The sequence below is a fragment of the Pantoea deleyi genome, from assembly GCF_022647325.1.
GTDB lineage: Bacteria > Pseudomonadota > Gammaproteobacteria > Enterobacterales > Enterobacteriaceae > Pantoea > Pantoea deleyi.
Genome location: NZ_CP071405.1, coordinates 3049342 through 3073853, shown reverse-complemented (window position 1 = coordinate 3073853; position 24512 = coordinate 3049342). Strand labels below are relative to the sequence as shown.

The window sequence follows — 24512 nt, the reverse complement described above, 5'->3', positions numbered from 1 at the left end:
AAAAAAAGGGCTGTCAGCAGCAGTGCAGACAGCCCGATCCAGACAATCCCGAATGGATTCAGAAAATTAAGAAGTAGAGCCCCACCCAGAAAACCAGACTCAGGGTCACGGCGGTGATCCAGGCCAGCTGGCGTAAACGGCCGCGCAGCACGTTCTGACGGGAGGGGGTATCAGTGAGCGTTTCGATGTGCATAGTGGATTCCTGGTCAGGCCAGCCTTTCCGCTGGCGAAGGGTAAAAGCGTGACGGGCCGGTCAGGTGGCCCGTACTGGCCTAGCGGGCCGCGTCGAGCACGTTGAAAATGACGTCTGACAGCTCATTCAGCTCAAACTTCGCCACATAGCCGTCGGCACCGACTTTGCGGACGTGATCTTCGTTGGCGCTGCCAGAGAGAGAGGAGTGAATGACCACCGGCAGCGTTTTCAGCGTCGGATCGCGCTTGATGTTGCGGGTCAGCGTAAAGCCATCCATCTCCGGCATCTCCAGATCGGTCAGCACCAGCGCAATTTTGTCGCGAATCGATTCGCCCGCGGCCTGCGCTTCCTGATTCATCAGTTTGATTTTTTCCCAGGCATCCAGACCGGTGTTAAACATCAGGGCCGGAATGCCCATGCTTTTCAGGCCCTGCTCCAGCAGCTGACGCGCCACTTTGGAATCTTCCGCCACGATGGCGACCGCGCCGGGGCGATAGGGGAAGGTGCGCGGCAGTGTCGCTTCCGGCTCAACGCCCCGCACCGAAGGAATGATGTCATACAGAATCTGCTCAACGTCCAGCACCATCGCCAGCTCGTTGCTCTGCTTGTCGCTGTCCAGACAGGCGATGCTGGTGATGTTGCGGCCGCCGATACCGGCTTCCGCGGTGTGAACCTGGCTCCAGTCGAGACGCACGATGTTTTCCACCGACTCCACGGCAAAGGCCTGGGTGTTACGCGCATATTCGGTCACCAGCAGCAGGTTAAGACCGGTTTCCGGGACACAGCCCGCCACGGCAGGCAGATCGATGACCGGGATAAACTGACCCCGGATGCTCGCCATACCCAGCAGCGGCGAACGCATGCCGGCCGCTTTGGTGATGGGGGGCATCGGCACGATTTCACGCAGCTTGAAGACGTTAATGCCAAAGAGTTCCGACTTGCCTTTGAGCTGATCGGAGCCTAAGCGAAACAGCAGCAGTTCAAACTTGTTTGATAACGCGAGGTTCGCTCTTTCATCGATCTCTTTTTGAAAATTATCCATGGTTGCCTCTGCATTAACGCAGCTGGTGAAATAGGGTGTGAACAGGTTATCGGCAGCAAACGGAAAAAAGTGAGAAGAGAAGGGTGAAATAAAACGGACGCCCATTATTGTGCCAGGCTTAATGCTGAAGGTTCAGCATGGACACCTTTCCAATAAAGGAGTGTGAAATGAAAAAAGTGATTTTAGCGTCATTGCTGGTGATGATGAGTGCAGGGGTATCGGCCGAAGAGGGTGGATTCAAAGCCGGTGATACGCCACCGCCGCAGCACAAGCAGGATGCGGGCTATAAAGGGTCAGAAGATACCGGTCAGACGCATATCAATCAGATCCGCGATTTCCGTCAGGGCGGCTATGTGACGCTGGAAGGGTATATCGTGAAGAAAGAGCAGGGCGAACGCTATCAGTTCCGCGACAACACCGGAACGCTGCCGATCATCGCCTCGAAGAAAACATTTGTGGGGAAAACCTACACCGCCGATGACAAAGTGCGCGTGAGCGGCAAGGTGCAGGGCAAAGGTGACAAAACCACGCTGCACGTGACAAAGATCGAAGAGCCCTAATCGAACGGGCGAGGATCATCCTCGCCCGTTTTTCCTTAATCCTTCAGCAGAATTGCCCGGCAGGTTTTGCCTTTGATTTTACCCTGCTTGAGCTTCACCAGCGCCGCTTTGGCCTGGTTCGCCTCAATCGCCACGTAGGCGTGGGTTGGCGTCAGAACGATTTTCCCAATCTGCTCGGCGCGGAAACCGGCTTCGCCCGTCAGCGCACCCAGAATATCCCCCGGACGAATCTTGGCCTTGCGGCCACCATCGATACAGAGCGTCATCATCGCGGCAGGCAGCGGCTTGTTACTGCCCTTTTTCAGCGTGCTGGCCGATACCCACGGCAGCTTCTGCTGCAAGAAATCTTCCAGCGCGTGTGCGCGCGCCATTTCGTCGGCGGCGACCAGGCTGACCGCAACGCCATGCTCACCCGCGCGCGCCGTACGGCCAATGCGGTGCAGGTGGACTTCCGGGTCCCAGGCGAGCTGATAGTTGACGACCATCGCCAGTGATTTGATGTCGAGCCCGCGCGCGGCGACATCGGTCGCCACCAGCACGCGGCCGCTGCCGTTGGCGAAGCGGATCAGGACACGCTCGCGATCGCGCTGCTCCAGATCGCCATGCAGCGGCAGGGCACTGATATCGCGCGCGTTAAGCGCTTCGGCGACATCATCACATTCACGTTTGGTGTTGCAGAATACCACGCAGGAGGCGGGTTGCTGATCGCCCAGCAGCGCGATGAGCAGCCCCAGTTTCTCATTGTGGCTGGCTTCAAAAAACTGCTGGTCGATGTGCGGCAGTTCGCTGACATCTTCCGTGACCACGCTCAGCGCATCGCGCTGGAAGCGGGTGCTGATAGCCGAGATGGCGTCGGGCCAGGTAGCAGAGAAGAGCAGCGTCTGGCGCGAGTCAGGCGTCGCCTTGATGATCGTTTCCATATCATTCAGGAAACCCATCTCCAGCATACGATCGGCCTCATCCAGCACCAGGGTGTTGAGCTGGTCCAGCTTAAGGTTTTCGCGGCTGATGTGGTCGAGGATGCGGCCTGGCGTGCCAACCACGATATGCGGCGGATGCACCAGCGAGTCCCGCTGTGCGCTCATGGGCTGGCCGCCGCAGAGCGTGAGCACCTTGATATTGCGGGTGTAGCGCGCCAGCTGGCGCAGCACATTGCCTACCTGATCCGCCAGTTCACGGGTCGGGCAGAGGATCAGCGCCTGGGTCTGGAAGCGGGTGCTGTCGATATGGTGCAGCAGACCAATACCAAAAGCAGCCGTTTTACCGCTGCCGGTTTTCGCCTGCGCGCGCACGTCGCGTCCCTGCAGGATGGCCGGCAGCGTAGCCGCCTGCACGGGCGTCATGCTGGTGTAGCCCATCTCGCGCAGGTTATCGAGCTGGCTGTCGGGAAGCGAATTGAGGGTAGAAAAAGCGGTCACGGGCGCGGCCTCTGAGGCTGAAGGTGTCGGGCATTATTGCGCCGCAAGTCTGGCAGAAAGCACGCCCGACGGCAACGGGAACCTCGATGGTAAGCGGGATGAAACAATCCTCATCAGAGGGCTTAGGAATTGACTGAACTTTACAGAGAAAAGGTGGTTTATTTTTAACAATTAAGCGAACCGGCAAGGGGGAAATGAATGTGAGGTCCGGTTTGAGACCATTCTTTGTTTTATAAGTGGCCGTTTTTGAAAATTTATTTCATTGTTAATCAGATAACTCCCTAACTGAGACTCCAGTAATAGAATTAATCATTAAAAAATATCGCGCCTGGTGCCGATAAAAATCCTGAGCTAATTGCTTTATATTTAGCGCGCCATATTCCTGGTACAACGACCGGTAGAGGGTATTTTCATTGAGTAATAGCATCCAGGGACCACATGAGAATGTGCTTAAAATAGTAGGCCGCGCCGTACTGACACTGCATGTTCATGGAGAGAGCTTATCTGCGGATAAGATCGCTTCCATGATCGGCTGTTATGCGGAAGATGAGCCCTGTGATCAGGAAGATCGTCGCTTATATGCGCTGGCAATGGAATTGATGTCGAAAGGTAAATGGGCCGAAAGCGCGTAATGCATTCTGCGCTCAGATAAATGCAGAGCCTCCCGAAGGGAGGCTCTGCTGTTTCTGGCTGGGGAAGCGTTGTGCTGCGTTGGCGGCAGGGCCGGAGTCTGGTGTGAGATTGCCGCTGTGGGGCAGGTACAGGCTCCCCTCGCTTCAGGTGCCGGGGCCGTTGGGGAAGGGACGGAGCGACGGGCGGGATTGCCGCTGTGGAACCGATGGCGGCTCAGGGCGCCTGCACCTTACGCAAAGACGCAACTGCGCCATCCGTGGCGGGCTCAGCGCGGGCCTTCCCTGGCCCTCGATGCTTTGCTCCAGGTGCAGGCTCCCCTCGCTTCAGATGCCGGAGCCGTGGGTGGCAGAAACGGAGCGACGGGCGGGATTGCCGCTGCGGAACCGGTGGCGGCTCAGGGCGCCTGCACCTTACGCAAAGACGCAACCGCGCCATCCGTGGCGGGCTCAGCGCGGGCCTTCCCTGGCCCGCGATGCTTTGCTTCAGGTGCAGGCTCCCCTCGCTTCAGATGCCGGAGCCGTGGGTGGCAGAAACGGAGCGAAGGGCGGGATTGCCGCTGCGGAACCGGTGGCGGCTCAGGGCGCCTGCACCTTACGCAAAGACGCAACCGCGCCATCCGTGGCGGGCTCAGCGCGGGCCTTCCCTGGCCCGCGATGCTTTGCTCCAGGTGCAGGCTCCCCTCGCTTCAGGTGCCGGAGCCGTAGGGGCAGGGACGGAGCGATGGGCGGGATTGCCGCTGTGGAACCGGTGGCGGCTCAGGGCGCCTGCACCTTACGCAAAGACGCAACCGCGCCATCCGTGGCGGGCTCAGCGCGGGCCTTCCCTGGCCCGCGATGCTTTGCTCCAGGTGCAGACTCCCCTCGCTTTACGTACCTGAGCCGTGGGCGGCAGATACGGTGTCTGGTGTGATTGCCGCTGTGGAACCGATGGCTCCCCTCATTTTACGCAGGGGAGCCGACTGTGGCGTCTCAGGCTGGGGTCAGCGCAAATACCGGTTTACCCCGCGAGAAGGTCGCGATTACCGGCGAAATGCGCGCCACGGCTTCGGCTGAACAGCTGGCAGAGACCAGCATCATGCTCGCCTCATCACCCGGCGTGGGCCACTGGCGTTCTCCCTGCGCCGACAGCGGCAGCCGGTCATCCGTCGCGATAGCCAGCGCCCGCGACAGCGAAAACTCATCCGATCCGCGATAGAGCTGCGCATAGAGATTTGCCTTTTCCAGCATGCTGCCGGTTCCGAAAGGCGACCAGTGGTCGATTACGCTGTCGGTGCCGGTCATCACCTTCACCCCGGCCGCCTGCAGCTGCGGTATTGGCATCGTGAGTTTGCCGATGGGCAGCGTCGAGGCGACGCTGAACTGCTGCTCCGCCAGCCCCTCAATCATCTTATCCAGCGCCGCGCCGTTCAGGGTCGCCAGAGCAAAACCGTGGCTGAGCGTGACTCTGCCTTTCAGCTGCGGGTTCTTCGCGACGGTATCAATCATGTAGTGAATCGCCGCCACGCCCGCCGGAGAGGTTTCATGCAGATGGATGTCGACGCCGCGCTGATAGTCGAGCGCAATCTGAAACATCGCATCCAGTGATTTCTCCATCGCGCCATCAACGTTAGTCGGATCCAGCCCGCCGACATACCCGACGCCCCGCTGCATCGCTTCGCGCATCAGCCCGTCGACCTGAGAGTGCAGCAGGCCGTGCTGCGGAAACGCCACGATCTCGCAGGGAAAATCGGGATGCCGGGCCAGGGCGGCCTGCAGATGTTCCAGGCTCTGCAGGCCGCTGACCGGGTCGATGTTGCAGTGGCTGCGGGCGCGGGTGGTACCCTTGGCGTGCAGCAGGGCGATCAGGGCTTCGGCGCGCGCCTGAGAATGGGGCAGCAGTTGCGGGATCAGCACCTGTTCGCGTGCGATCATATCCATAATGGTTTTGCCCTGACGCGGACGCGGCGCCTGCCACGGACCGCCATAGAAGGTCTTATCCAGATGGATGTGCATATCCTGGGTTGCCGGCAGCAGCAGCGCATTCTGCGCATCCCAGGAGGGCAGCGACCGATCGCCCTGGCCTGCGGCGGTCAGCTGGTCAATGTTGCCGTCGCGCACGCTGATGTCGTAAAGCCCTGTCCGGGTCGCCACAATCTCATCATCCTCGCGGATAAAGCCCTCCTCCAGCCGCACGTTGCGCAGCAGATAGTGATCCTGACGCGGCAGGGCGGCAGCGGGGTGATCGGGTCCGGCGGCGGGCGATGAGGAGGCGGTCGCGGCGCTGGCCTGGCCGAGACCGGCTGCCAGCAGGCCGCCTGCGGCGGTCCAGCGAACGCTTTGTCCAAGGAAATCACGGCGACTGGGTGAAGAGGTAATCGGCATCAGAGGCTCCTGCAAAGTGAACAAGATTTTACTCTGACAAACGGCGGTTAACTCTGCTGCGCTATTTTCCACTGACGGCTATTCGATCGCTCACTGCCAGCGCAGCTGACCGAACGCTGCCAGCGACTCCGCCAGCTCGCGCTGCAGCGGATCCCGGGGATGACGACAGAAGAGGGCCAGTTCGAAGGTATCGATCACCGGCAGCCCCTGTTCACTGCCCAGCACCCGATGCTGCGGCAGGCGACAGCTGGCAGGCAGCAAGGTCAGGCCCAGCCCCTGCGCACTGGCCGCGGCCAGCGCAACCAGGCTGGCGCTGCTGTAACCAATGCGCCAGCTGCGCCCCAGGGCGTCGAGCGTCTGACAGACCTCATCGCGATAGAGTCCCTGCTGCGGAAACAGCACCAGCGGCACCGGCGTCTGCTCAAAGCAAGGCCAGGCTGCGCTGTCGAGCCACAGCAGCGGCTCGGGACGCGACGCCAGCGGCCGCTCGCCGTAGGGCTGCTTGATCAGCATGATATCCAGCTCTTCCCGCTGCCAGGCGCGGCGCAGCTCCACCTGCATTCCGCTCATCACATCCAGCCGCAGCTGCGGATGGGCGCGACTGAAGTGCGCCAGCAGGTCGGCGGTGGGGGCGGCAAAATCTTCCGGCACCCCGAGCCGCAGCACGCCGTCGCGCCACTGGTCACTCAGCACGTCATGCGCCTCCCCGTTCAGGGCAATAATCCGGCGGGCATAGCCCAGCAGCTTCTCGCCCTCTTCGGTGATCTGCACCTGATGCGAGGAGCGCACCAGCAGTGCTTTACCGACCATCTCCTCCAGCCTTCGCACCTGCTGGCTGACGGTGGACTGCGACAGATGGACCCGGTCGGCGGCGCGGGTAAAACTGGCGGTTTCACACACCGCCACAAAGCTGAGCAGCTGCTGTGGCGTAAACATCGGCTGACGATTCATTTTTCCACTACCTGGCAGAGTGATATTTCATTTCCAGATAGTAGCGACTGCTGTCAGGCTGGCAACTTTAAACTGTGTGGATCTCAGATGAACAGAGAGAACAACCTGCTGCTGGCAGCGCTGGTGCTGGCCGGGCTGAATATGCGCCCGCTGATGACCTCGGTCAGTCCGCTGCTGGATCTGCTGCGGCAGAGCATCGGCCTGTCACCCCTGGCGGCCTCGCTGCTGCCCGCGCTGCCGATGATGATGATGGGCGTGATTGCGCTGGTCAGTGCGCCGCTGATGCAGCGCTTCAGCGTGCGTAAACTGCTGACCGTCGGGTCAGGGCTGCTGCTGCTGGCGCTGATGAGTCGCGGATGGATCGGCGATGGATATGGGCTGGTGCTGAGTACCGTGCCGGGCGGGGCGGGAATTGGCATCGTGCAGATGGCGATGCCGGGATGGATTCGTCAGCGTTTTGGCCGTCGCAGCGCCGGTGTCACCGGCCTCTGGGCCGCCGCGCTGATGGGCGGCGGCGGCATAGGCGCCGCCCTTTCGCCGTGGCTGAACAGCCTGCTTGGCTGGCAGGGCGCGCTGAGCAGCTGGGCCGTGCCGGTGATGCTGGCGATCCTGCTCTGGCTGTTTATCCCCTCTGCACCGGTCGCCCGGACAGAAGAGGTCGCACTGCCGGCGCTGTGGCGCAAAACCCGGGCCTGGACGCTGGCGCTGAGCTTTGGGCTGGTCAACGGCGGCTATGCCATCTGCGTGGCCTGGCTGCCCGATTTTTACCATCAGCTCGGCTGGAGCGCCCAGGCGGGCGGATCCCTGCTCGGCATGATGATCGGCTGTCAGGTTAGCGGTGCGTTGCTGCTGCCGCTGCTGGCAAAAGGGCGCGATCGTCGTCCGCTGCTGCTGCTGACGCTGGCGATGCAGTTCGGCGGGATGCTCGGCTTCCTGTCTGCGCCGCAGCTCGCCCCCTGGCTCTGGGCGGGTGTAGCGGGTTTCGGATTGGGCGGCGCGTTTCCGCTGGCGCTTGTGCTGGCACTGGACCACCTGGAACAGCCGCAGGCGGGGGCGCGGCTGGTGGCATTCATGCAGGGTGTCGGGTTTATTATCGCGGGCAGCATGCCCTTTATCGCCGGACAGCTCCATGTGCTCACCGGAGCTTTCGCCAGCATCTGGCTGCTGCAGGCGGCGGTGACGCTGCTGCTGATTGCGCTGAATCTGCGATTCCATCCGCGCAGCTATCAGTCCGCCTTTCCGGAGGTGAATCGCTGATTTTGGTCGGACCAATCCCGGCGATATTTTTCCCTGGTTCACACAACCGGAAAATACGCGCAACTTCTGTTGCTATGGGTTAACAATACATTAACTATCTGTTGCCATAAGCCCCGGAAACGCAGTTTTGGTCAGACCAATCTGTCGGGGCAGGGGTATGCAGCGCCTGCGGCTGCGTTCCACGTCACCTCTCTTCCTCTGGAGATAATGGCATGCAGATCTGGCAACAAAACTACGATCCGCTGGGTAATATCTGGCTCTCAAGCCTGGTCGCGCTGATCCCGATTCTCTTTTTCTTTTTTGCGCTGATTAAGCTCAAAATGAAAGGCTACCTGGCTGCCACCACGACCGTGGTGCTGGCGCTGCTGGTGGCGCTGTTCCTCTATCAGATGCCTGCGGCACAGGCGCTGGCCGCCGTGGTCTATGGCTTTCTCTATGGACTGTGGCCGATTGCCTGGATAATTGTCGCGGCGGTCTTCGTCTATAAGATCTCGGTGAAAACCGGCCAGTTCGATATTATCCGCGCCTCCATCCTGTCGATTACCCCCGATCAGCGTCTGCAGATGCTGATTGTCGGCTTCTCGTTTGGTGCCTTTCTGGAAGGGGCGGCAGGCTTTGGTGCGCCGGTGGCGATTACCGCCGCGCTGCTGGTCGGGCTGGGATTTAATCCGCTTTACGCCGCCGGTCTCTGCCTGATTGTGAACACCGCGCCGGTCGCCTTTGGCGCGATGGGTATCCCGATTATTGTGGCGGGGCAGGTCACCGGGCTGGACAGTTTTGCCATCGGCCAGATGGCCGGGCGGCAGCTGCCGCTGCTGACCCTGATTGTGCTGTTCTGGATTATGGCGATTATGGATGGCTGGCGCGGCGTCAGAGAGACCTGGCCTGCGGTGATGGTCGCTGGCGGCTCCTTCGCTATCGCCCAGTTCCTCAGCTCTAACTTCCTCGGCCCGGAACTGCCCGACATTATCTCGTCGCTCGCCTCGCTGATTTCGCTGACGCTGTTCCTGCGGGTCTGGAAGCCGGTGCGCATTTTCCGCTTCGCAGACGCCGGGGCGAAGCCGGATGCGGCCCTGCAGCCGGTGAAGAAGTACCGGCCAGGAGAGGTGATCCGCGCCTGGATGCCGTTCCTGTTTCTGACCGCCACCGTCACGCTCTGGAGCATTCCGCCCTTTAAGGCGCTGTTTGCCAAAGGCGGCGCGCTCTATGACTGGGTGCTGGCGATGCCGGTGCCGATGCTGAATGAGCTGGTGGCGCGGATGCCACCCGTCGTCGGCAGCGCCACCCCCTATCCGGCGATCTATAAACTGGATCTGGTTTCCGCCACCGGCACTGCCATCCTGATTGCGGCGGTCATGGCGATGATCTTCCTGCGCATGAAGCCCAGGACGGCCCTGCAGACCTTCGGGGAGACGCTGAAAGAGCTGGCGCTGCCTATCTACTCCATTGGCATGGTGCTGGCCTTTGCGTTTATCTCTAACTACTCCGGCCTGTCGGCTACGCTGGCACTGGCGCTGGCACATACCGGCCACGCCTTTACCTTCTTCTCGCCGTTCCTGGGCTGGCTGGGCGTCTTCCTGACCGGATCGGACACCTCATCAAATGCGCTGTTCGCCGCGCTGCAGGCCACCACCGCGCAGCAGATCGGGGTGCACGATGTGCTGCTGGTGGCGGCCAACACCACCGGTGGCGTGACCGGGAAGATGATCTCGCCGCAGTCCATCGCCATCGCCTGTGCGGCGGTTGGCCTGGTGGGTAAGGAGTCAGATCTGTTCCGTTTCACCGTGAAACACAGCCTGATTTTCACCTGCATGGTCGGGGTGATTACCACGCTGCAGGCCTACGTCTTCCCGTGGATGATCCCATGACCGGTGCCGACACCCTTGTAAAGCGCCTGCGCGCTTACATTACCGAACATCAGCTTGAGCCGGGCATGCGCCTGCCCGCCGAGCGGCAGCTCTCTGCCGAGCTGGGGGTGGCGCGCTCTTCGCTGCGGGAAGCAATACAGCAGCTGATCAGCAGCGGGATGCTGGTCAGCCGACGCGGCGGCGGCACCTGGATCCGTCAGCAGCTGGCGCCCTGGTCGGAACAGCGCATCGTCGAGCCGATTCGTCAACTGCTGCAGGACGATCCCGACTACCGCTATGACATTCTGGAGGCGCGCCACGCCATCGAGGCCAGCACCGCCTGGCATGCGGCACTGCGCGCCACCGATGCCGATAAAGAGAAGCTGCAGTACGCGTTTGATGCCACCCTGAAACTGAAAGAGAGTGACGACCCCGACCTCGCCGCCCAGGCGGATGTCCGCTTCCATCTGGCGATTGCCGAGGCGTCGCACAATGTGGTGCTGCTGCAGACCATGCGGGGCTTTTTTGAACTGCTGCAGTCATCGGTGATGCAGAGCCGCCAGCGCATGTATACCCAGCCGGCGATCTTCGCCCGCCTCACGGAACAGCATCAGGCGCTGCTCGATGCCATCCTGGCGGGCGATGCCGATGCGGCCCGCCAGGCGGCGATGCAGCATCTGGGGTTTGTGCACACCACCCTGAAAAGTCTGCATGAAGATGAGGCGCGCCAGGCGCGCATCACCCGCCTGCCCGACACCGATACACGTAACCCAGAGGAATCTGACTGATGATTATCTCCGCTGCCAGTGACTATCGCGCTGCCGCGCAACGTATCCTGCCACCGTTCCTGTTTCACTATCTGGATGGCGGCGCCTATGCCGAGCACACCCTGCGCCGCAACGTGGAGGACCTCTCTGATGTGGCGCTGCGCCAGCGTATCCTGAAGAACATGTCGGAGCTGAGTCTGGAAACCAGACTCTTCAATGAAACGCTGTCGATGCCGGTCGCACTGGCGCCGGTCGGCCTGTGCGGGATGTATGCCCGGCGCGGTGAGGTGCAGGCGGCGCGTGCGGCCGACCGCAAAGGCATTCCCTTTACCCTGTCGACGGTTTCGGTCTGCCCGATCGAAGAGGTTGCGCCGCAGATTTCACGGCCGATGTGGTTTCAGCTTTATGTACTGCGTGACCGTGGCTTCATGCGCAACGCGCTGGAGCGCGCCAAAGCCGCCGGGTGCACGACGCTGGTGTTTACCGTCGATATGCCAACGCCGGGCGCACGGTATCGCGATGCACACTCCGGCATGAGCGGCCAGCACGCGGCGCTGCGGCGCTACTGGCAGGCGGTGACACATCCGCAGTGGGCGCTGGATGTCGGGCTGCAGGGACGACCTCACGACCTGGGGAACATCTCCACTTATCTCGGCAAACCTACCGGGCTGGAAGATTATATCGGCTGGCTGGCAAACAACTTCGATCCCTCTATTTCCTGGCGCGACCTGGAGTGGATCCGCGAGTTCTGGGAAGGGCCGATGGTGATCAAAGGCATTCTCGACCCGGAAGATGCGCGGGATGCGGTGCGGTTCGGCGCCGATGGCATCGTGGTTTCGAACCACGGCGGACGCCAGCTGGATGGGGTGCTCTCTTCGGCGCGTGCGCTGCCGGCGATTGCCGACGCCGTCAAAGGTGACATCACGATTCTGGCGGACAGCGGCATCCGTAACGGGCTTGATGTGGTGCGGATGATCGCGCTGGGTGCAGACAGCGTGCTGCTGGGACGGGCCTTTATCTATGCGCTGGCGACCCACGGTCAGCGCGGCGTGGAGAACCTGCTGAACCTGATTGAGAAGGAGATGCGCGTCGCCATGACGCTTACCGGCGCGAAATCGATTGGTGACATCACCCGCGACTCGCTGGTGCAGGCGGAGGCGTTACTCAGCCCGCAGCTCGCGCCCTCCCGTCCGCGCGCCGTGAGCTGAGCCTGCGAAAGCGAATGTATTGTCTATACTTAGTGTCTTAACCAACAGGAGGAATGACATGACCATTCATAAGAAAGGCTCAGCGCACTGGGAAGGCGACATCAAAGGCAAAGGCACGGTCAGCACCGAGAGCGGTGTGCTGAGCCAGCAACCCTATGGTTTCAATACCCGTTTCGAGGGTGGCAAAGGCACCAACCCGGAAGAGCTGATTGGTGCAGCCCATGCGGCCTGCTTCTCTATGGCCCTGTCGCTGATGCTGGGTAACGAAGGCCACACGCCGCAGAGCATCGACACCACGGCTGACGTGTCACTGGACAAGAAAGGCGAGGGCTTTGCCATCACCAAAGTTGCGCTGACCAGCACCGTCTCTCTGCCAGGCATCGATGAGTCCACCTTTGACGAGATTATCAATAAAGCCAAAGCGGGCTGCCCGGTGTCTCAGTTGCTGAACGCAGAAATTACGCTGGATTACACCCTGAATAACTGACGGGTGCTGCGGTCGCCTCAGGGCGGCCCGGCGTGATTCGCTGGATAACCGGTCCTGTCGGGGACCGGAACAGATGCGCCTTCGGGCGCATTTTCGCTTTCTGACAGAGAGGAAACCGGATGGCGGATAAGTGCGGGAAAAGGGGCATCGGCAGGGCGTCGCTGCGGCTGTGCCGGGCGGCGACCATCCGGGTCTGATGCCATGAAGGGCATTGACCGCCATACGCTGGGGTGGCTACTGATGCTGATTATCGTACTGGAGACCGTCCACTTTCTGCTTACGGCCTCCTGGCTGCCGTGGAGATAGCGGGTTACACCCAGGCATCTTCGCGCCGTCTGGTGCGCACATCGCTGCGTGCAATCCGGTACGCCTTGCGCGGGTCGCCCACCACAAATTCAAAGGTTGGCGTGTAGTAAAAGGGTAACCAGCCGCCATAGCTGCTCTCCCACTCCCAGCGAACGGGGCAGGGCCACAGAATGCCATCATATAAAAGATAATAAACCCAGCGTCCACCAGGACGACGGGGGCGTGATGTTTTCATGGGATTCACAACGGTAGTGGTTCACAACAGCTTATATTTTGTACGCTAACGCGTCAGCTTGCAATGTTGCCGCCGGCTTTATTGACGCTGGCCCTGAATCAGCGATGGACCTCACCACAGAGCAGGACCACATTCGGTCTGACTTTATGGATACGGTTCGCCATCGTTTCGCAGTCCGCTTTGGTCGGATAGATGCGCTCCGAGACGGGCAGGGCCTCACAGGCATCGTAACCACACGCGCTCACTAACAACACAAATCCTATCAACATAGTTCCTCTCCTTAACACGGTCTGGTGGTCCGGACTGTGGAGCTTTTCATCCCTTTTTAACTTCCAGTATAGACAAACGTGACGGGGCGGCATGAACAGTGTGGGCGGTGGCCCGCCTGGCGCGCCGCGTGCGGGGATATTCAGGGTAAGGCAGAGGCGAAAAGGCCGGGGGTCAACCGGCAAAATACCAGGCGGGCAGCAGCGCGATCAGGTTGTTCAGCGTGTGCAGGAAAATAGGCAGCGCCAGGCTGTTACTCCGCAGCCGGGCATAGCAGAGCAGCAGCGAAAAGAGCGTCAGGGCGAGCAGCGTCTGCCAGTGCACATACTGGGTATGCATCACCGCAAACAGCAGCGAGGTCAGCAGCATACAGGCGAAGCGACTGCGGGGAGCCCACAGCAGGAAGCCCTGCAACAGAAAGCCGCGGAACAGCACCTCTTCAAACACCGGAGCCAGCAGCACGGCAGTCAGCAGCAGGATCAGCAGCGAATTGCGCCCCTGCTGGGCCTGCATCACCAGCCAGCCTTCCGGCTGCATGAACTGCATCTGAGCCGCCATCAGAACAAACAGCGCACCCGTAAACAGTAAGGTCTGCAGCGTGCAGAGCTCACCCAGCGGCAGATCGCTGCGGCGCTGGCAGTAGAAGCGATAGAGCGGATAGATAACCGCAAATTCAAACAGGCAGAGCACCGGCACCAGCAGGCCGTCATTACGCAGCACGCTGTAGTTGGGAAACAGCGTGATCAGCATGGTAACCAGGTAATAGACCACAAAGCTGCCGACGTAGAACAGCGTCAGGGTCACTCTGTCGGAATTGGTGTTCATAGGCGACTCAGCCAGCGAAGGTTAGCGCATAGTAGCAACGCCCCCGATCGCTGTCGAGTCAGCCAGTAACAATCTTAAAACGCTAAATTTTAACCGCAGACTAAACACCCGACCAGGCCAGCCGATAACTGAGAAAACTTATTGGTTCAGCAGCCCTGTTGTCCTGCAGGCCGCCCGTTTCAAACCCTGAATGTGTAGTGAGCACTGTTAATGACTTTTAATCCTCCGGCGCCGCCGTCAGCGCCATTCAGCCATGCCGCCGAAGATCGCACTGTCCGCTTTACGCGGCGCAGCCTGCGCACGCTTTCGCTGCTGCTGTTTGGCGTGCTGGTGCTCTCAATGCTGATGGTGCTGACGATTGCGCAGCGGCAGAACAGTGTCTCGGTGGATCATGATCGGCTGCTGATGCAGCAGGCGTGGAAAAACCGGCAGGAGGCGATGGTCACCGACATCCGGGATTATGCGTTCTGGGGCGAAGCCTGGCGCAACCTTCATGTCAGGGTCAACAAAGTCTGGGCGTATGACGAAGAGAACTTTGGCCCCGGCCTCTACGAAGAGTATCACTACGAGGGCGTGTTCGTGGTCGACGCGCAGGGCCGTACCACTTACACCGTGATTGATGGCCGGCTCTCAGAGACGCCGCTGGAGGCCTGGCTGGGCAAAGAGGCGCAGCCGCTGGTGGCGGCCAGCCGCCGGCTCAACAACAAGGCGATAACACGGGATGTGCTGATCAATCACACGCCCGCCATCGTGGTGGCTGCGCCCATCGGCAGCGGCAAAATAGCCAACGTGCCGCCGATGGCCGGACCGCCCTCCGTGATGATCTTTGTGAATCTGTTCACGCCGGAAAAACTGCAGGCGCTGGGGGCGACGCTGGATGTGCGCGACCTGCGTCTGCCGGTGAGTGCAGAGGATGCGATGCGTGAGCCCCGCATGGTGCAGACGCGGCCAGGCGGCGATTCGATTGTGCTGCGCTGGACGCCAAAAATGCCGGGCCTGGGTCTGATCTGTTTTCTGCTGCCGCTGCTGGTGCTGATGGCGATTATTATCGGCATGATCACCCGGCGCGTCAGCCGCCACGCGCTCTCCAATGCCATTCTCTCTGACCGGCGCTTTGCGCTGCTGGCGATCAGTCAGCAGGAGCTGGCCAACAGTGAAGCGCGCTTCCGCGACCTCGCCGAGGCGGCATCTGACTGGATCTGGGAAACCGATGAAGAGGGCCGCCTGATCTATCTCTCGGCGCGTTTTCACACCGTGACCGGCCACGACATCACACACTGGCTGGGACGTCACATCGACCAGCTGCTGACGCACCCCAGCCATTCACTGGTCGCCTGGCTGCGGCGTCAGGAGGAGGGCGGGCAGACGATGCCGCTGCGCTGCCAGTTTATGTCGGCGCAGGGCCATCGTCGCATCGGCCAGCTGGTGGCGAAAACGATCTGGCACGACGCGCAACGCATCGGCTTTCGCGGCACGGTCTCGGACATCACGCAGGGCATGGAAGCGGAGGCGCGCATCCAGTTTCTGTCGCGTCACGATGTCTTAACCGGCCTGTCGAACCGCATTCAACTGCAGGAGTTTCTGACGCTGCACCTTGAGCAGCCCGAAGGCAGCGTGCCGCTGACGCTGATCACCCTCGATCTCGATCAGTTCAGGCCGATCAATGAAACCTGGGGCCACGCCACGGGCGATGAGGTGCTGAGTCAGGTCGCTCAGCGCCTCAAGCGCTGTATCGGCCCGCAGGAGCTGGTCGCACGGTTAAGTGGCGATGAGTTTGTGCTGGTGCTGCGTGAAACCAACCGCGAGCGGGTTGACCAGCGGTGCGCGCATCTGGTGCATGAGATTCAGCAGCCGATCAGCACGGGTCAGCATGTGCACTATCTCACCATCAGCATGGGGATCGCCTGTGTTCCGCAGGATGCCTGCCATGCCGACGTGCTGCTGCGCATGGCCGACATCGCACTGAACGAGGCGCGCGACGCGGGGCGCAATCAGTGGGTCTGGTATGCCAACGAGATGGCCAGCCAGCGGGAAGATAAGCGTGAGATGGCGCGCCGGATTGAAAAGGCGCTGAAGAACAATGAGTTCCGTCTGCACTATCAGCCCCGTTACCAGCTGCTCACCGGGCAACTGGCGGGGGCCGAGGCGCTGATTCGCTGGCAGATAGCCCCGGATCACTGGATCACGCCCGACCACTTTATTCCGCTGGCGGAAGAGAGCGGGCTGATCGCCAGCATCAGCGACTGGGTGCTGATGCGCGCCTGTGAAGACGCGCTGGGCTGGGGCGGCGAGCGCTACGTCTCCGTCAATATTTCGCCGATGGAGTTCCGCACCAGCGATCTGGTGCAGCGGGTCGCGAACGCGCTGGCAAAAAGCGGTCTGCCGGCAACCCGGCTGGAGCTGGAGATCACCGAGAACGTGACCTTTGAGCATCCGCAGCATGCGCTGGAGGTGATGCAGGGATTACGCGCGCTGGGGGTCAGGCTGACGGTCGATGATTTCGGCACGGGCTATGCGGCGCTGGGCTATCTCAAGACGTTTCCGTTTAACGGTCTGAAGATCGATCGCTCCTGGATGAAAGATTTCCCGGAGTCGCAGCAGGCGCAGTTGGTGGTGGCGGGAATTATTGCGCTGGCGCGCGCGTTTGCCCTGACGATTACCGCCGAGGGCATTGAGACAGAAGCGCAGCTGAATCAGCTCAAACAGCTCTCGTGCGAAGAGGGACAGGGCTACTTCCTCGGCCGGCCGATGCCGCTGGCGGCATTCAGTACGCTTCTGGAAAGAACGGCGCAGAACCAGGCTGAAACCGTTTAACGGACTTTGACCGCGACAGCGGTCATCAGCATTGCGCAGACAATAAAGATTACCAGTTCCATCATGACCTCCTTAAGGCTAAGAACATTCCTAATTAGTCTGGCTCCATCGCGCCCCTTTTTTTAGGCTCTGCGTGCGATTAATCTTAAAAAATTGCACGGCTGGCCAGCCGGTTTCACGCGGGCTGTCATAACTTTACCTTTCCAGGCTTCAGACGGCCGGGCACGTTTTGCTACGCTTAGGGGAAAGTTTTACCCGTCCAACAGGAGAATGAACGTGAAATTTTATGGAAAAGGGCTGCTGGTCGCTGGCCTGTTTGCACTCACCGCCTGTCAGTCTGCCTCTCAGCCCGACACCGCGCGCGTGGCACAGGACCCGGAAACAGACCGCTGCGGCGCGTCTCAGTTTCAGAACTACGTGGGCAAACCTTTAACGGCGTTGCAGGGACAGCACTTCGAACAGCAGGTGCGTCCTATTCCGTACAACGCCGCCGTCACCATGGACTTCAACCTCAACCGGCTGAATTTCCTGGCCGACAAAAATGGCACTATCAGCTCAGTTTATTGTGGCTAACGACAGCGATGTCATAGAGGTGTCATAACGACAGGCGAGGATAGCAGCGCGTTTAAGAGACGTCCTCGTCACACAATAAATAGTGCTCGTCTTGTTTATTCCCGCCCCGGCGGGAATTTTTTTAGCGCCTTCGGGCCGGAACAGGAGCAGAGAAAATGAAACGCATCGTGGCACTCTTACCCGCACTGTTACTCAGCAGCACGCTGGCGCAGGCATCCAGCGCAGAGGCCTGGAAAAAGAGTCATGAAACCATGGCGCAGGCGTGTATTAACGCCAGCCACCTGAGCAAAGTCCGGGTCCTGGGCGACGCCATCGAGTATGACGACACCACCGGCTACAGCGCCCTGCTGCTGGAGGGGCGCTATCCGCAGCGTCACATGCAGAACCGGCGCGGACGGGAGCTGTGCCTGTTTCAGCGCAGCAGCGGCCGGGCCAGCGTCAGCGAAGCGGATCACCTGCGCTGGGTGAAATAGAGGCCGCGTCAGCCTTCCGGCTGCGTCCCGATCAGCTGCGTCAGCAGGGTGCCGTAGCGCTGCAGCTGCATCTCATCGCCCTCGACTTTCAGCCTGTCGATCACCCGCGCGATAATGGCTTTGTTGGTGGCGGGCTCTCCCGCTTCCATCATTTCACGCAGAATGACCGCCAGCAGGTCAGACTCGGGCGGCGTGCGCCAGTTCGGGCTGCTGAAATAGTCTCTGATTGCACGGCTGGCGCTGTCTGGTGCTGTACGCATTCCCCACCTCCGCTAACACTCTGCCCTTTCGCTTACGCGGGCATCCGGGTATCAATATTTGAAGCTGATTCGCCTCAGCGTCGTCGGACGGTACCGTTTTTGTGCGGAGGGCGTCGCGCCGATCAGAGCGATCGTCACACCGCCGTGGCTGGCGGTTTTTTAAACATAGAAGCGCCACAGAATGTTGTCAGTAACAGAATGACATATTTTTCCATATTGATGAGGCGGGGTTGAGAAACCGGGCGTCAGCGCAGGCGCTGTCAGTCGCCGGATGCGAAAGCGGCACGGCAGATTGCGCTGCATCAAAGGCGATTCGGCTTTTTGCGCCGGGTGCCATGTTTTGTCGGTCACGCCAGGGGAACGCGCGGTAGACTGGTCACTCCCTCTCTCTGCCTCAGCTGCACATGCAACGTACTTTTGAACCCTGGAAGATAAACCTGATCTCGGTCTGGTTTGGCTGCTTTTTTACCGGTCTGGCTATCAGTCAGATCATTCCCTTTCTGCCGCTCTACCTTGAGCAGCTCGGCGTTAAGGGCGGCGAATCGTTGAGCCTCTGGTCGGGGCTCACGTTCAGCATCACCTTTGTGATTTCGGCTGCGGTCGCGCCGCTGTGGGGCAGCCTGGCCGATCGCAAAGGCCGTAAGCTGATGCTGCTGCGCGCCGCGTCCGGCATGGCCGTGGTGATCCTGCTGCAGGCGTTTGTCACCGACGCCTGGCAACTGCTGCTGCTGCGTGGGCTGATGGGCCTGACCTCCGGCTATATCCCCAACGCCATGGCGCTGGTAGCCGCTCAGGTTCCGCGTGAGCGCAGCGGCTGGGCGCTGAGCTGTGTCTCAACCGGTCAGATAGGCGGCGTGATCCTGGGGCCGATGCTGGGCGGGCTGCTGGCTGACTGGCTCGGATTGCGGACGGTGTTTATCGTCACCGCCGTTCTGCTGATGGTCAGTTTCCTGGTGACGCTGTTCCTGATTAAAGAGACGGGCTACACGCCGGTGAGTAAAAAGGAGAAGCTCAGCGGACGCGAGGTTTTCCGCTCGCTGGATAACCCGAAACTGATGGTCTGCCTCTTTTTCACCACCATGGTGATCCAGATGTGCAACGGCTCGGTGAACCCGATCCTGACGCTGTTTGTCCGCGAACTCTCACCCGGCGCGGCGAATATCGCTTTTCTCAGCGGCGTGATTGCTGCGCTGCCGGGCGTTTCGGCGCTGCTGGCCGCGCCCCGGCTGGGGCGGCTCGGCGATCGCATCGGCACCCAGCGTATTCTGCTGGCGACGATGCTCATTTCGCTGCTGCTGTTTATCGCCATGTCCTTTGTGACCAGCACGACGCAGCTGGGCGTGCTGCGTTTTCTGCTGGGCTTCGCCGATGGCGCGATGATGCCTGCGGTGCAGACCCTGCTGGTGCGTCACTCGCGCGACACCATCACCGGCCGGATCTTCGGTTATAACCAGTCTTTTATGTATCTTGGCAACGTCGCCGGGCCGTTACTGGGCGCGGCGGTGTCGGCGGCGGCAGGTTTCCGCTGGGTCTTCCTCTCCACCGCCCTGGTGGTGCTGGTTAATGTGGTGTGTCTGAAGCGTTTCTACCGGCGTCCCGTGACCGCGCGACCGGCAGGCGAATCGTCAGCTCAGCCTGCCAGCGCTGCTGCGTCAGCAAAAACTCCGGACTGACGCTTGGACTCCAGGAGTCATCGCCGCCGACACCCATGTGGCAGGCATCCAGATGCAGCCAGCAGCCCGCTTCCGGGCGCAGCAGGTGGCGGTGAGAGGTCTCCCGCAGCTGCTCCAGGCTGAAGCGGCTCAGTGAGAACGCAAAGTCGCCGCTGACCTGCCAGCTGCCGCTGTCCAGCTCACGGGTGCCGCCACGCAGTCCGTTCTCGCCCGGGAACACGTAAGGCGTGAAGAGCTGATCCAGCGGCTGCTGCCAGCGGGAAAACTGCGCGGCCAGCTGGCGATCGGGATAGTTTTCATGCGGGCCCAGCCCGAGCCAGCTCACCTGCGCCGGGATCTGCGCCAGCTGACAGCGCACGCCGATGCGCGCGGGCGGCGGCAAGCCGCGCGACTGTTCAACCGCAAGCTGCAGCTGTAACGCTCCCTGGTCACTGATCAGGTAACGTTTACGGCTGATAAAGGCGAGCCGATCCTGGGCGTACCAGCCGTGCTGCGTCTCAATCTGCACCGACTGTGGCAGCGCATGGGCGGTCAGGGCGATCAGGCGGCTTTGCATCCGATCATAACCTGCGGCTTTCCAGCGCTCGACCCAGGCATGCGGATCGACCCGCTCCGCTTCGCTGGTGCCGATATCGTTGTCCAGCGGCGCACGGATGAAGCAGTCCTGAAGGGGAGAGAGCAGCGTCGGCTGCTCATCCGCCATCCACTGCGTCAGTTCCCCGCTGTGGCGTGAAAAGTGCCAGCGCTGCTGCTGATGGCTGACGACGATCTCATCGGCCGCCTCGTGCAGAACCGGCGCGTCACCCGCTTCCGGCAGCGTTGGCAGCGCCATTGCCGAGGGCAGCGCCCACTGATCCCAGGCAACGCGCCAGTCGGCGGGGCTCCAGGGGGTTGGCTGGATCTGATAAACCGCGACGTTAAGCCAGCATTCTCCCTGCAGCGCGGGCGGTGCTGGCAGCGTGATGCGCTGCTGGCCCTGCGCGGCGATAGCCAGCGGAACCTCGCCCTGCGCCACCACGTTTCCGGCCTGTTCGATGCGCCAGCGCAGGATCTCGTTGTCGCTGGATCGGAACAGGTAGTCGCTGCTGACCGTGAAGCGCAGCGGATCATCCGGATCGGCGGTAAACAGATAGAACTGCTGCGCGCGCTGCGCTTCATAGAGTGCCGGATGCGGCGTGCGATCGGCAAACACCAGCCCGTTCATACAGAACTGGCGGTCGTTGGGCTTATCGCCAAAGTCGCCGCCGTAGGCCTGCCACGGGTTGCCGCGATCGTCATAGCGGGTCAGGCTCTGATCGACCCAGTCCCAGACGAAGCCGCCCTGCAGGCGCGGAAACGCCCGGAACGCCTGCCAGTACTTCGCGAAACCGCCGAAGCTGTTGCCCATGGCATGCGCATATTCGCACAGGATCAGCGGACGGGTTTCCCCCGGCAGCCCAATCCACTTTTTCAGCGACCATTTCGGCACGGCCGGGAACGGCTGATCCTCATCCACCCTGGCGTACATCGGACAGATAATATCGGTCGCCGCGGTATCCGCACCGCCGCCTTCATACTGCACCGGGCGGGTGGGATCGCTGCTTTTCACCCAGCGGTACAGCGCATCGTGGGTGGCGCCATGACCCGACTCATTGCCCAGCGACCAGATAATAATGCTGCAGTGGTTACGATCGCGCTGCACCATGCGCGTCACGCGTTCGCTATAGGCGGCGAACCAGCGCGGGTCGTCGGAGAGCCGGTTCATCGGCTGCATCCCGTGCGTTTCGATATTCGCCTCATCCACCACATAGAGCCCGTACTGGTCGCAGAGCCGGTACCAGAGGGGATGGTTAGGGTAGTGCGAACAGCGCACCGCATTGAAATTGTGCTGTTTCATCAGGGCGATATCGCGGCGCATGTCCGCTTCAGTGACCACCTGACCCCGCTCCGGATGATGTTCGTGACGGTTGGTGCCACGGATGAGCAGCGGTTTGCCGTTCAGGCAGAGCAGGCCGTTATCAATGGTGACCTGACGAAAGCCTACGTCATAGGCTTCCACCTCAGCCACCTGCTGATCTGCATCCAGCAGCGCCAGCGTGGCGCGATAAAGGTGAGGCGTTTCGGCACTCCACAGCGCGGGCTGCTGCACCGGCAGGCTGAGCAGGGCGCGTTCGGGGTAGTGACCCCGCTCGTCGATAATGGCGCTGCCCAGCGGCTGCTGACACTGCGCGATCTGCTCTTCACCGCGCCACAGCGTAAGGCGCAGCTGGCAGCCTGAAGTGGCCGCTGCGGGCAGGGCAACCCGGACGCGGGCGCGCAGTTCAGCATGGGAAAACTCCGGGCTGAGCCGGGTTTCCAGCTGCACATCCGCCAGATGTACCTGCGGCTTATGCAGCAGGGTGACATCGCGGAAGATACCGCTCATCCGCCACATATCCTGGTCTTCCAGATAGCTGCCGTCGCTCCAGCGCAGCACCATCACCGCCAGCCGGTTCTGGCCGGCCTGCAGCGCGCCGCTCAGGTCAAATTCCGCGGGCAGACGGCTATCCTGCGAGTAGCCGATCCACTGTCCGTTACACCAGAGGTGAAAGGCGGAGTTGACCCCGTCAAAGATGATGCGGGTCTGGCCGGAAGCGAGCCACGCCGCATCCGGCGTAAATGTGAGCGAGTAACATCCGGTGGGGTTCTCCGCCGGCACAGACGGCGGATTGACCGGAATCGGATACTGCACGTTGGTATAGATGGGCGCATCAAAGCCGTGCATCTGCCAGTTAGCCGGAACGGGCAGGGTTGTGGCGTCCGGCAGATCCTGCAGCAGCCAGCTGGCGGGCACCGCCTCAGGCTGCGCAAAATAGCTGAATCCCCACTCTCCGTTGAGGCTGCGCAGTGAGGCGGAAGGGCGGTCGTCGCGGGCGGCCATCTCATCGCGCCAGCTGGCGAGCGGCGGGTGGGCATCCAGCCGCTGCAGTGAGGTCACCACCGGGTTTTCCCAGTCGCGCCGGGAGAGAATGTCGCTGAGAGCTGCCTGAGAGAGTGTCATGTGCATATCCTGTAAATGTAATGCGCTCACAATGCGCAAAATTGCGCTGGCTGTAAAGAGTCCGCCGTCCCGATTCAGACAAATAATGTTGCCGCAAAACCCGGCGGATTGTTGTGATTGTGCCGGCTTACTGCGGGTAAACCGTTAAGTCTGGTCAGCAAAGATGAATAGCGGCCGGATGCGGAGGAATCTCACTTGTCGCCATGCGGGCGGCTTCATACACTCAGCCCGATTTTATCACTCTGAGGTTACTATGATTCGAATCGTTAAGCTGGCGGCCATCATGGCATTGGTCACGACGTTAAGCGGCTGCCTCTTCCCGCCGCCGGGTGGTGGGGGCGGGGGTGGCTGGGGCGGACCGGGCGGCGGACCGGGTCGCGGGTTTACCCATCCCCGATAAGCGCCGGGCGGCGGGCGGAACCCGCGCGCTTGTGTGATCGGTCCGCAAAACGTTTCGCCCGCCAGAGTCAGCCGACACCGGCGAAGAAAAGCGCCGGGATGCGGGCTAACTCACTGAAAAAAAGGCTGTTGCCCTCTGTTTTTTTATCCAGCGTGGTGATAATTTCAGCGTTCCATCCTCGCTGAGGCAACAGTATGAAAAACCTGATTGCTGAGTTACTGGTTAAGCTGGCTGAAAAAGAGGCGACAGTGAAAGAGCAGGTGGCGCAGATCGAGGCGCTGGAAATTGTCGTCACCGCACTGATTCGCAAACTGGATCCGCAGCAGCATCGCGAGATCACGACCACCATTGATAGCGCCATGGCCCATGTAGCCGATGATGACGATGATGCGCAGCTGCTGCGCGACCACATCGACAGGCTGCTGCGGCATCCCCGCCACTGATCCTTCCGCCCCCGCCGGGAATGGGATCTTCACATCACTTTGACCTGAAACATTTTCCGCTTTACTTATTCGCTGCCAGAATAACAGGGAACAATCCACACTGGAGATAACAGGATGAAAGTCGGTTTAATGGCAATGATGATGGCCGGTCTGCTGGTGAGTGGCGTGGCCGGTGCGGCAGAAAAAACCCCGCAGCAGGAGAAGATGACCGTCTGTAACCAGCATGCTAAATCGCAGGATCTCAAAGGGGAGGCGCGCAAAACCTTTATGAGCGAATGCCTGAAGAAAGACAGCAAGCTCTCACAGATGTCGCCGCAGCAGATGAAGATGAAAAACTGTAACGGTGAGGCTGGCGAGAAAAAGTTAACGGGCGATGCGCGTAAAACCTTCATGAGCCAGTGCCTGAAAAAAAGCTGATCGCTTCCCCGGCCACCACGGTGGCCGTTTCTTTTCGCCCCGTCGCCCGATTAAATATCCTGCTGCAACAACAGGTTAACTTTC

At 60.9% G+C, this 24512-nt stretch carries 23 protein-coding genes; 13 read left to right on the top strand and 10 right to left on the bottom strand.

Features of this window, described 5'->3' with window-relative positions; translation table 11 throughout:
• Positions 1 to 58 precede the first annotated feature (58 nt).
• Complete coding sequence (locus tag J1C59_RS21825; RefSeq protein WP_255562796.1) at positions 59 to 193, bottom strand: hypothetical protein; 135 nt, start codon at positions 191 to 193, stop codon at positions 59 to 61.
• A gap of 79 nt (positions 194 to 272) precedes the next feature.
• Entirely contained in the window at positions 273 to 1235 is a 963-nt protein-coding gene (locus J1C59_RS14575; protein WP_128086262.1) for a chemotaxis protein, read from the bottom strand.
• 167 nt (positions 1236 to 1402) lie between these two features.
• Here J1C59_RS14575 and J1C59_RS14570 point away from each other — a divergent pair, with 167 nt between their 5' ends.
• On the top strand, positions 1403 to 1795 hold the full coding sequence (locus J1C59_RS14570; protein ID WP_128086263.1) for a YgiW/YdeI family stress tolerance OB fold protein: 393 nt from the start codon (positions 1403 to 1405) through the stop codon (positions 1793 to 1795).
• 35 nt (positions 1796 to 1830) lie between these two features.
• Here J1C59_RS14570 and dbpA read toward each other — a convergent pair whose 3' ends face one another.
• The 3 genes from dbpA to J1C59_RS14555 all read right to left on the bottom strand — a co-directional run bounded on the left by dbpA (position 1831) and on the right by J1C59_RS14555 (position 7157).
• A complete protein-coding gene (gene dbpA / locus J1C59_RS14565) occupies positions 1831 to 3213 on the bottom strand; it encodes an ATP-dependent RNA helicase DbpA (RefSeq protein WP_128086264.1) in 1383 nt (460 codons plus the stop codon).
• A 1601-nt stretch (positions 3214 to 4814) separates the two neighbouring features.
• Positions 4815 to 6206 carry an amidohydrolase family protein gene (locus J1C59_RS14560; RefSeq protein ID WP_140917114.1) on the bottom strand — a complete coding sequence of 464 codons (1392 nt, stop codon included), beginning with the start codon at positions 6204 to 6206 and terminating at the stop codon, positions 4815 to 4817.
• A gap of 90 nt (positions 6207 to 6296) precedes the next feature.
• Positions 6297 to 7157: a LysR family transcriptional regulator gene (locus J1C59_RS14555; protein ID WP_128086963.1), complete on the bottom strand. Its 861-nt coding sequence runs from the start codon at positions 7155 to 7157 to the stop codon at positions 6297 to 6299.
• Positions 7158 to 7244: 87 nt separating this feature from the next.
• On the opposite strand from J1C59_RS14555, the gene J1C59_RS14550 reads away from it, so the two are divergent.
• The 5 genes from J1C59_RS14550 (at position 7245) to J1C59_RS14530 (ending at position 12723) form a co-directional block, all read left to right on the top strand.
• Positions 7245 to 8414 (top strand): cyanate transporter, encoded by a 1170-nt coding sequence (locus J1C59_RS14550; protein WP_140917115.1) that lies wholly within the window; start codon positions 7245 to 7247, stop codon positions 8412 to 8414.
• 212 nt (positions 8415 to 8626) lie between these two features.
• Complete coding sequence (lldP, locus tag J1C59_RS14545; RefSeq protein WP_140917116.1) at positions 8627 to 10282, top strand: L-lactate permease; 1656 nt, start codon at positions 8627 to 8629, stop codon at positions 10280 to 10282.
• Positions 10279 to 11049: a transcriptional regulator LldR gene (gene lldR / locus J1C59_RS14540; RefSeq protein WP_128086328.1), complete on the top strand. Its 771-nt coding sequence runs from the start codon at positions 10279 to 10281 to the stop codon at positions 11047 to 11049. Before lldP ends, lldR begins: the two co-directional genes overlap by 4 nt.
• A complete protein-coding gene (gene lldD / locus J1C59_RS14535) occupies positions 11049 to 12236 on the top strand; it encodes an FMN-dependent L-lactate dehydrogenase LldD (RefSeq protein WP_128086329.1) in 1188 nt (395 codons plus the stop codon). The genes lldR and lldD overlap by 1 nt, the downstream gene beginning before the upstream one ends.
• A gap of 58 nt (positions 12237 to 12294) precedes the next feature.
• Positions 12295 to 12723 carry an OsmC family protein gene (locus J1C59_RS14530; RefSeq protein WP_128086330.1) on the top strand — a complete coding sequence of 143 codons (429 nt, stop codon included), beginning with the start codon at positions 12295 to 12297 and terminating at the stop codon, positions 12721 to 12723.
• Between the two features lie 310 nt (positions 12724 to 13033).
• Here the strand turns inward: J1C59_RS14530 and J1C59_RS14525 are convergent, their stop codons facing one another.
• From J1C59_RS14525 to J1C59_RS14515, 3 genes are all read right to left on the bottom strand, one after another.
• Positions 13034 to 13264: a hypothetical protein gene (locus J1C59_RS14525; protein ID WP_128086331.1), complete on the bottom strand. Its 231-nt coding sequence runs from the start codon at positions 13262 to 13264 to the stop codon at positions 13034 to 13036.
• Positions 13265 to 13362: 98 nt separating this feature from the next.
• On the bottom strand, positions 13363 to 13533 hold the full coding sequence (locus J1C59_RS14520; protein ID WP_086905274.1) for a hypothetical protein: 171 nt from the start codon (positions 13531 to 13533) through the stop codon (positions 13363 to 13365).
• A 172-nt stretch (positions 13534 to 13705) separates the two neighbouring features.
• Positions 13706 to 14356, bottom strand: a complete 651-nt coding sequence (locus J1C59_RS14515) for a CPBP family intramembrane glutamic endopeptidase (protein ID WP_111140900.1) — start codon at positions 14354 to 14356, stop codon at positions 13706 to 13708.
• Positions 14357 to 14566: 210 nt separating this feature from the next.
• Between J1C59_RS14515 and J1C59_RS14510 the strand changes: the two genes are divergently transcribed.
• The 3 genes from J1C59_RS14510 to J1C59_RS14500 all read left to right on the top strand — a co-directional run bounded on the left by J1C59_RS14510 (position 14567) and on the right by J1C59_RS14500 (position 18216).
• Positions 14567 to 17170, top strand: coding sequence for a bifunctional diguanylate cyclase/phosphodiesterase (locus J1C59_RS14510; RefSeq protein WP_140917117.1), 2604 nt, complete (start codon positions 14567 to 14569; stop codon positions 17168 to 17170).
• 276 nt (positions 17171 to 17446) lie between these two features.
• Positions 17447 to 17743: an I78 family peptidase inhibitor gene (locus J1C59_RS14505; protein ID WP_128086332.1), complete on the top strand. Its 297-nt coding sequence runs from the start codon at positions 17447 to 17449 to the stop codon at positions 17741 to 17743.
• A gap of 155 nt (positions 17744 to 17898) precedes the next feature.
• Positions 17899 to 18216 (top strand): hypothetical protein, encoded by a 318-nt coding sequence (locus tag J1C59_RS14500; RefSeq protein WP_140917118.1) that lies wholly within the window; start codon positions 17899 to 17901, stop codon positions 18214 to 18216.
• Between the two features lie 8 nt (positions 18217 to 18224).
• Here the strand turns inward: J1C59_RS14500 and J1C59_RS14495 are convergent, their stop codons facing one another.
• Positions 18225 to 18476, bottom strand: a complete 252-nt coding sequence (locus J1C59_RS14495) for a biofilm development regulator YmgB/AriR family protein (RefSeq protein ID WP_128086333.1) — start codon at positions 18474 to 18476, stop codon at positions 18225 to 18227.
• Positions 18477 to 18880: 404 nt separating this feature from the next.
• On the opposite strand from J1C59_RS14495, the gene J1C59_RS14490 reads away from it, so the two are divergent.
• Positions 18881 to 20149 carry a multidrug efflux MFS transporter gene (locus tag J1C59_RS14490; protein ID WP_128086334.1) on the top strand — a complete coding sequence of 423 codons (1269 nt, stop codon included), beginning with the start codon at positions 18881 to 18883 and terminating at the stop codon, positions 20147 to 20149.
• On the opposite strand, the gene J1C59_RS14485 is transcribed toward J1C59_RS14490, so the two are convergent.
• Complete coding sequence (locus tag J1C59_RS14485) at positions 20037 to 23168, bottom strand: beta-galactosidase (RefSeq protein WP_140917119.1); 3132 nt, start codon at positions 23166 to 23168, stop codon at positions 20037 to 20039. The genes J1C59_RS14490 and J1C59_RS14485 overlap by 113 nt on opposite strands.
• 253 nt (positions 23169 to 23421) lie before the next feature.
• On the opposite strand from J1C59_RS14485, the gene J1C59_RS14480 reads away from it, so the two are divergent.
• The 3 genes from J1C59_RS14480 to J1C59_RS14470 all read left to right on the top strand — a co-directional run bounded on the left by J1C59_RS14480 (position 23422) and on the right by J1C59_RS14470 (position 24428).
• Complete coding sequence (locus J1C59_RS14480) at positions 23422 to 23568, top strand: hypothetical protein (RefSeq protein ID WP_167498264.1); 147 nt, start codon at positions 23422 to 23424, stop codon at positions 23566 to 23568.
• Between the two features lie 194 nt (positions 23569 to 23762).
• Positions 23763 to 24011, top strand: coding sequence for an anti-adapter protein IraP (iraP, locus tag J1C59_RS14475; RefSeq protein WP_128086970.1), 249 nt, complete (start codon positions 23763 to 23765; stop codon positions 24009 to 24011).
• 114 nt (positions 24012 to 24125) lie between these two features.
• The gene (locus J1C59_RS14470) at positions 24126 to 24428 is read left to right on the top strand and encodes a PsiF family protein (RefSeq protein ID WP_128086969.1); all 303 of its coding nucleotides are present in this window, start codon (positions 24126 to 24128) and stop codon (positions 24426 to 24428) included.
• Positions 24429 to 24512 lie beyond the last annotated feature (84 nt).

Bases quoted from the DNA above. Each gene is read 5' to 3' on its own strand.
- J1C59_RS21825 (WP_255562796.1), bottom strand. From the start codon at position 193: ATGCACATCGAAACGCTCACTGATACCCCCTCCCGTCAGAACGTGCTG.
- J1C59_RS14575 (WP_128086262.1), bottom strand. From the start codon at position 1,235: ATGGATAATTTTCAAAAAGAGATCGATGAAAGAGCGAACCTCGCGTTA.
- J1C59_RS14570 (WP_128086263.1), top strand. From the start codon at position 1,403: ATGAAAAAAGTGATTTTAGCGTCATTGCTGGTGATGATGAGTGCAGGG.
- J1C59_RS14560 (WP_140917114.1), bottom strand. From the start codon at position 6,206: ATGCCGATTACCTCTTCACCCAGTCGCCGTGATTTCCTTGGACAAAGC.
- J1C59_RS14555 (WP_128086963.1), bottom strand. From the start codon at position 7,157: ATGAATCGTCAGCCGATGTTTACGCCACAGCAGCTGCTCAGCTTTGTG.
- J1C59_RS14550 (WP_140917115.1), top strand. From the start codon at position 7,245: ATGAACAGAGAGAACAACCTGCTGCTGGCAGCGCTGGTGCTGGCCGGG.
- lldP (WP_140917116.1), top strand. From the start codon at position 8,627: ATGCAGATCTGGCAACAAAACTACGATCCGCTGGGTAATATCTGGCTC.
- lldR (WP_128086328.1), top strand. From the start codon at position 10,279: ATGACCGGTGCCGACACCCTTGTAAAGCGCCTGCGCGCTTACATTACC.
- lldD (WP_128086329.1), top strand. From the start codon at position 11,049: ATGATTATCTCCGCTGCCAGTGACTATCGCGCTGCCGCGCAACGTATC.
- J1C59_RS14530 (WP_128086330.1), top strand. From the start codon at position 12,295: ATGACCATTCATAAGAAAGGCTCAGCGCACTGGGAAGGCGACATCAAA.
- J1C59_RS14525 (WP_128086331.1), bottom strand. From the start codon at position 13,264: ATGAAAACATCACGCCCCCGTCGTCCTGGTGGACGCTGGGTTTATTAT.
- J1C59_RS14520 (WP_086905274.1), bottom strand. From the start codon at position 13,533: ATGTTGATAGGATTTGTGTTGTTAGTGAGCGCGTGTGGTTACGATGCC.
- J1C59_RS14515 (WP_111140900.1), bottom strand. From the start codon at position 14,356: ATGAACACCAATTCCGACAGAGTGACCCTGACGCTGTTCTACGTCGGC.
- J1C59_RS14510 (WP_140917117.1), top strand. From the start codon at position 14,567: ATGACTTTTAATCCTCCGGCGCCGCCGTCAGCGCCATTCAGCCATGCC.
- J1C59_RS14500 (WP_140917118.1), top strand. From the start codon at position 17,899: ATGAAACGCATCGTGGCACTCTTACCCGCACTGTTACTCAGCAGCACG.
- J1C59_RS14495 (WP_128086333.1), bottom strand. From the start codon at position 18,476: ATGCGTACAGCACCAGACAGCGCCAGCCGTGCAATCAGAGACTATTTC.
- J1C59_RS14490 (WP_128086334.1), top strand. From the start codon at position 18,881: ATGCAACGTACTTTTGAACCCTGGAAGATAAACCTGATCTCGGTCTGG.
- J1C59_RS14485 (WP_140917119.1), bottom strand. From the start codon at position 23,168: ATGACACTCTCTCAGGCAGCTCTCAGCGACATTCTCTCCCGGCGCGAC.
- J1C59_RS14480 (WP_167498264.1), top strand. From the start codon at position 23,422: ATGATTCGAATCGTTAAGCTGGCGGCCATCATGGCATTGGTCACGACG.
- iraP (WP_128086970.1), top strand. From the start codon at position 23,763: ATGAAAAACCTGATTGCTGAGTTACTGGTTAAGCTGGCTGAAAAAGAG.
- J1C59_RS14470 (WP_128086969.1), top strand. From the start codon at position 24,126: ATGAAAGTCGGTTTAATGGCAATGATGATGGCCGGTCTGCTGGTGAGT.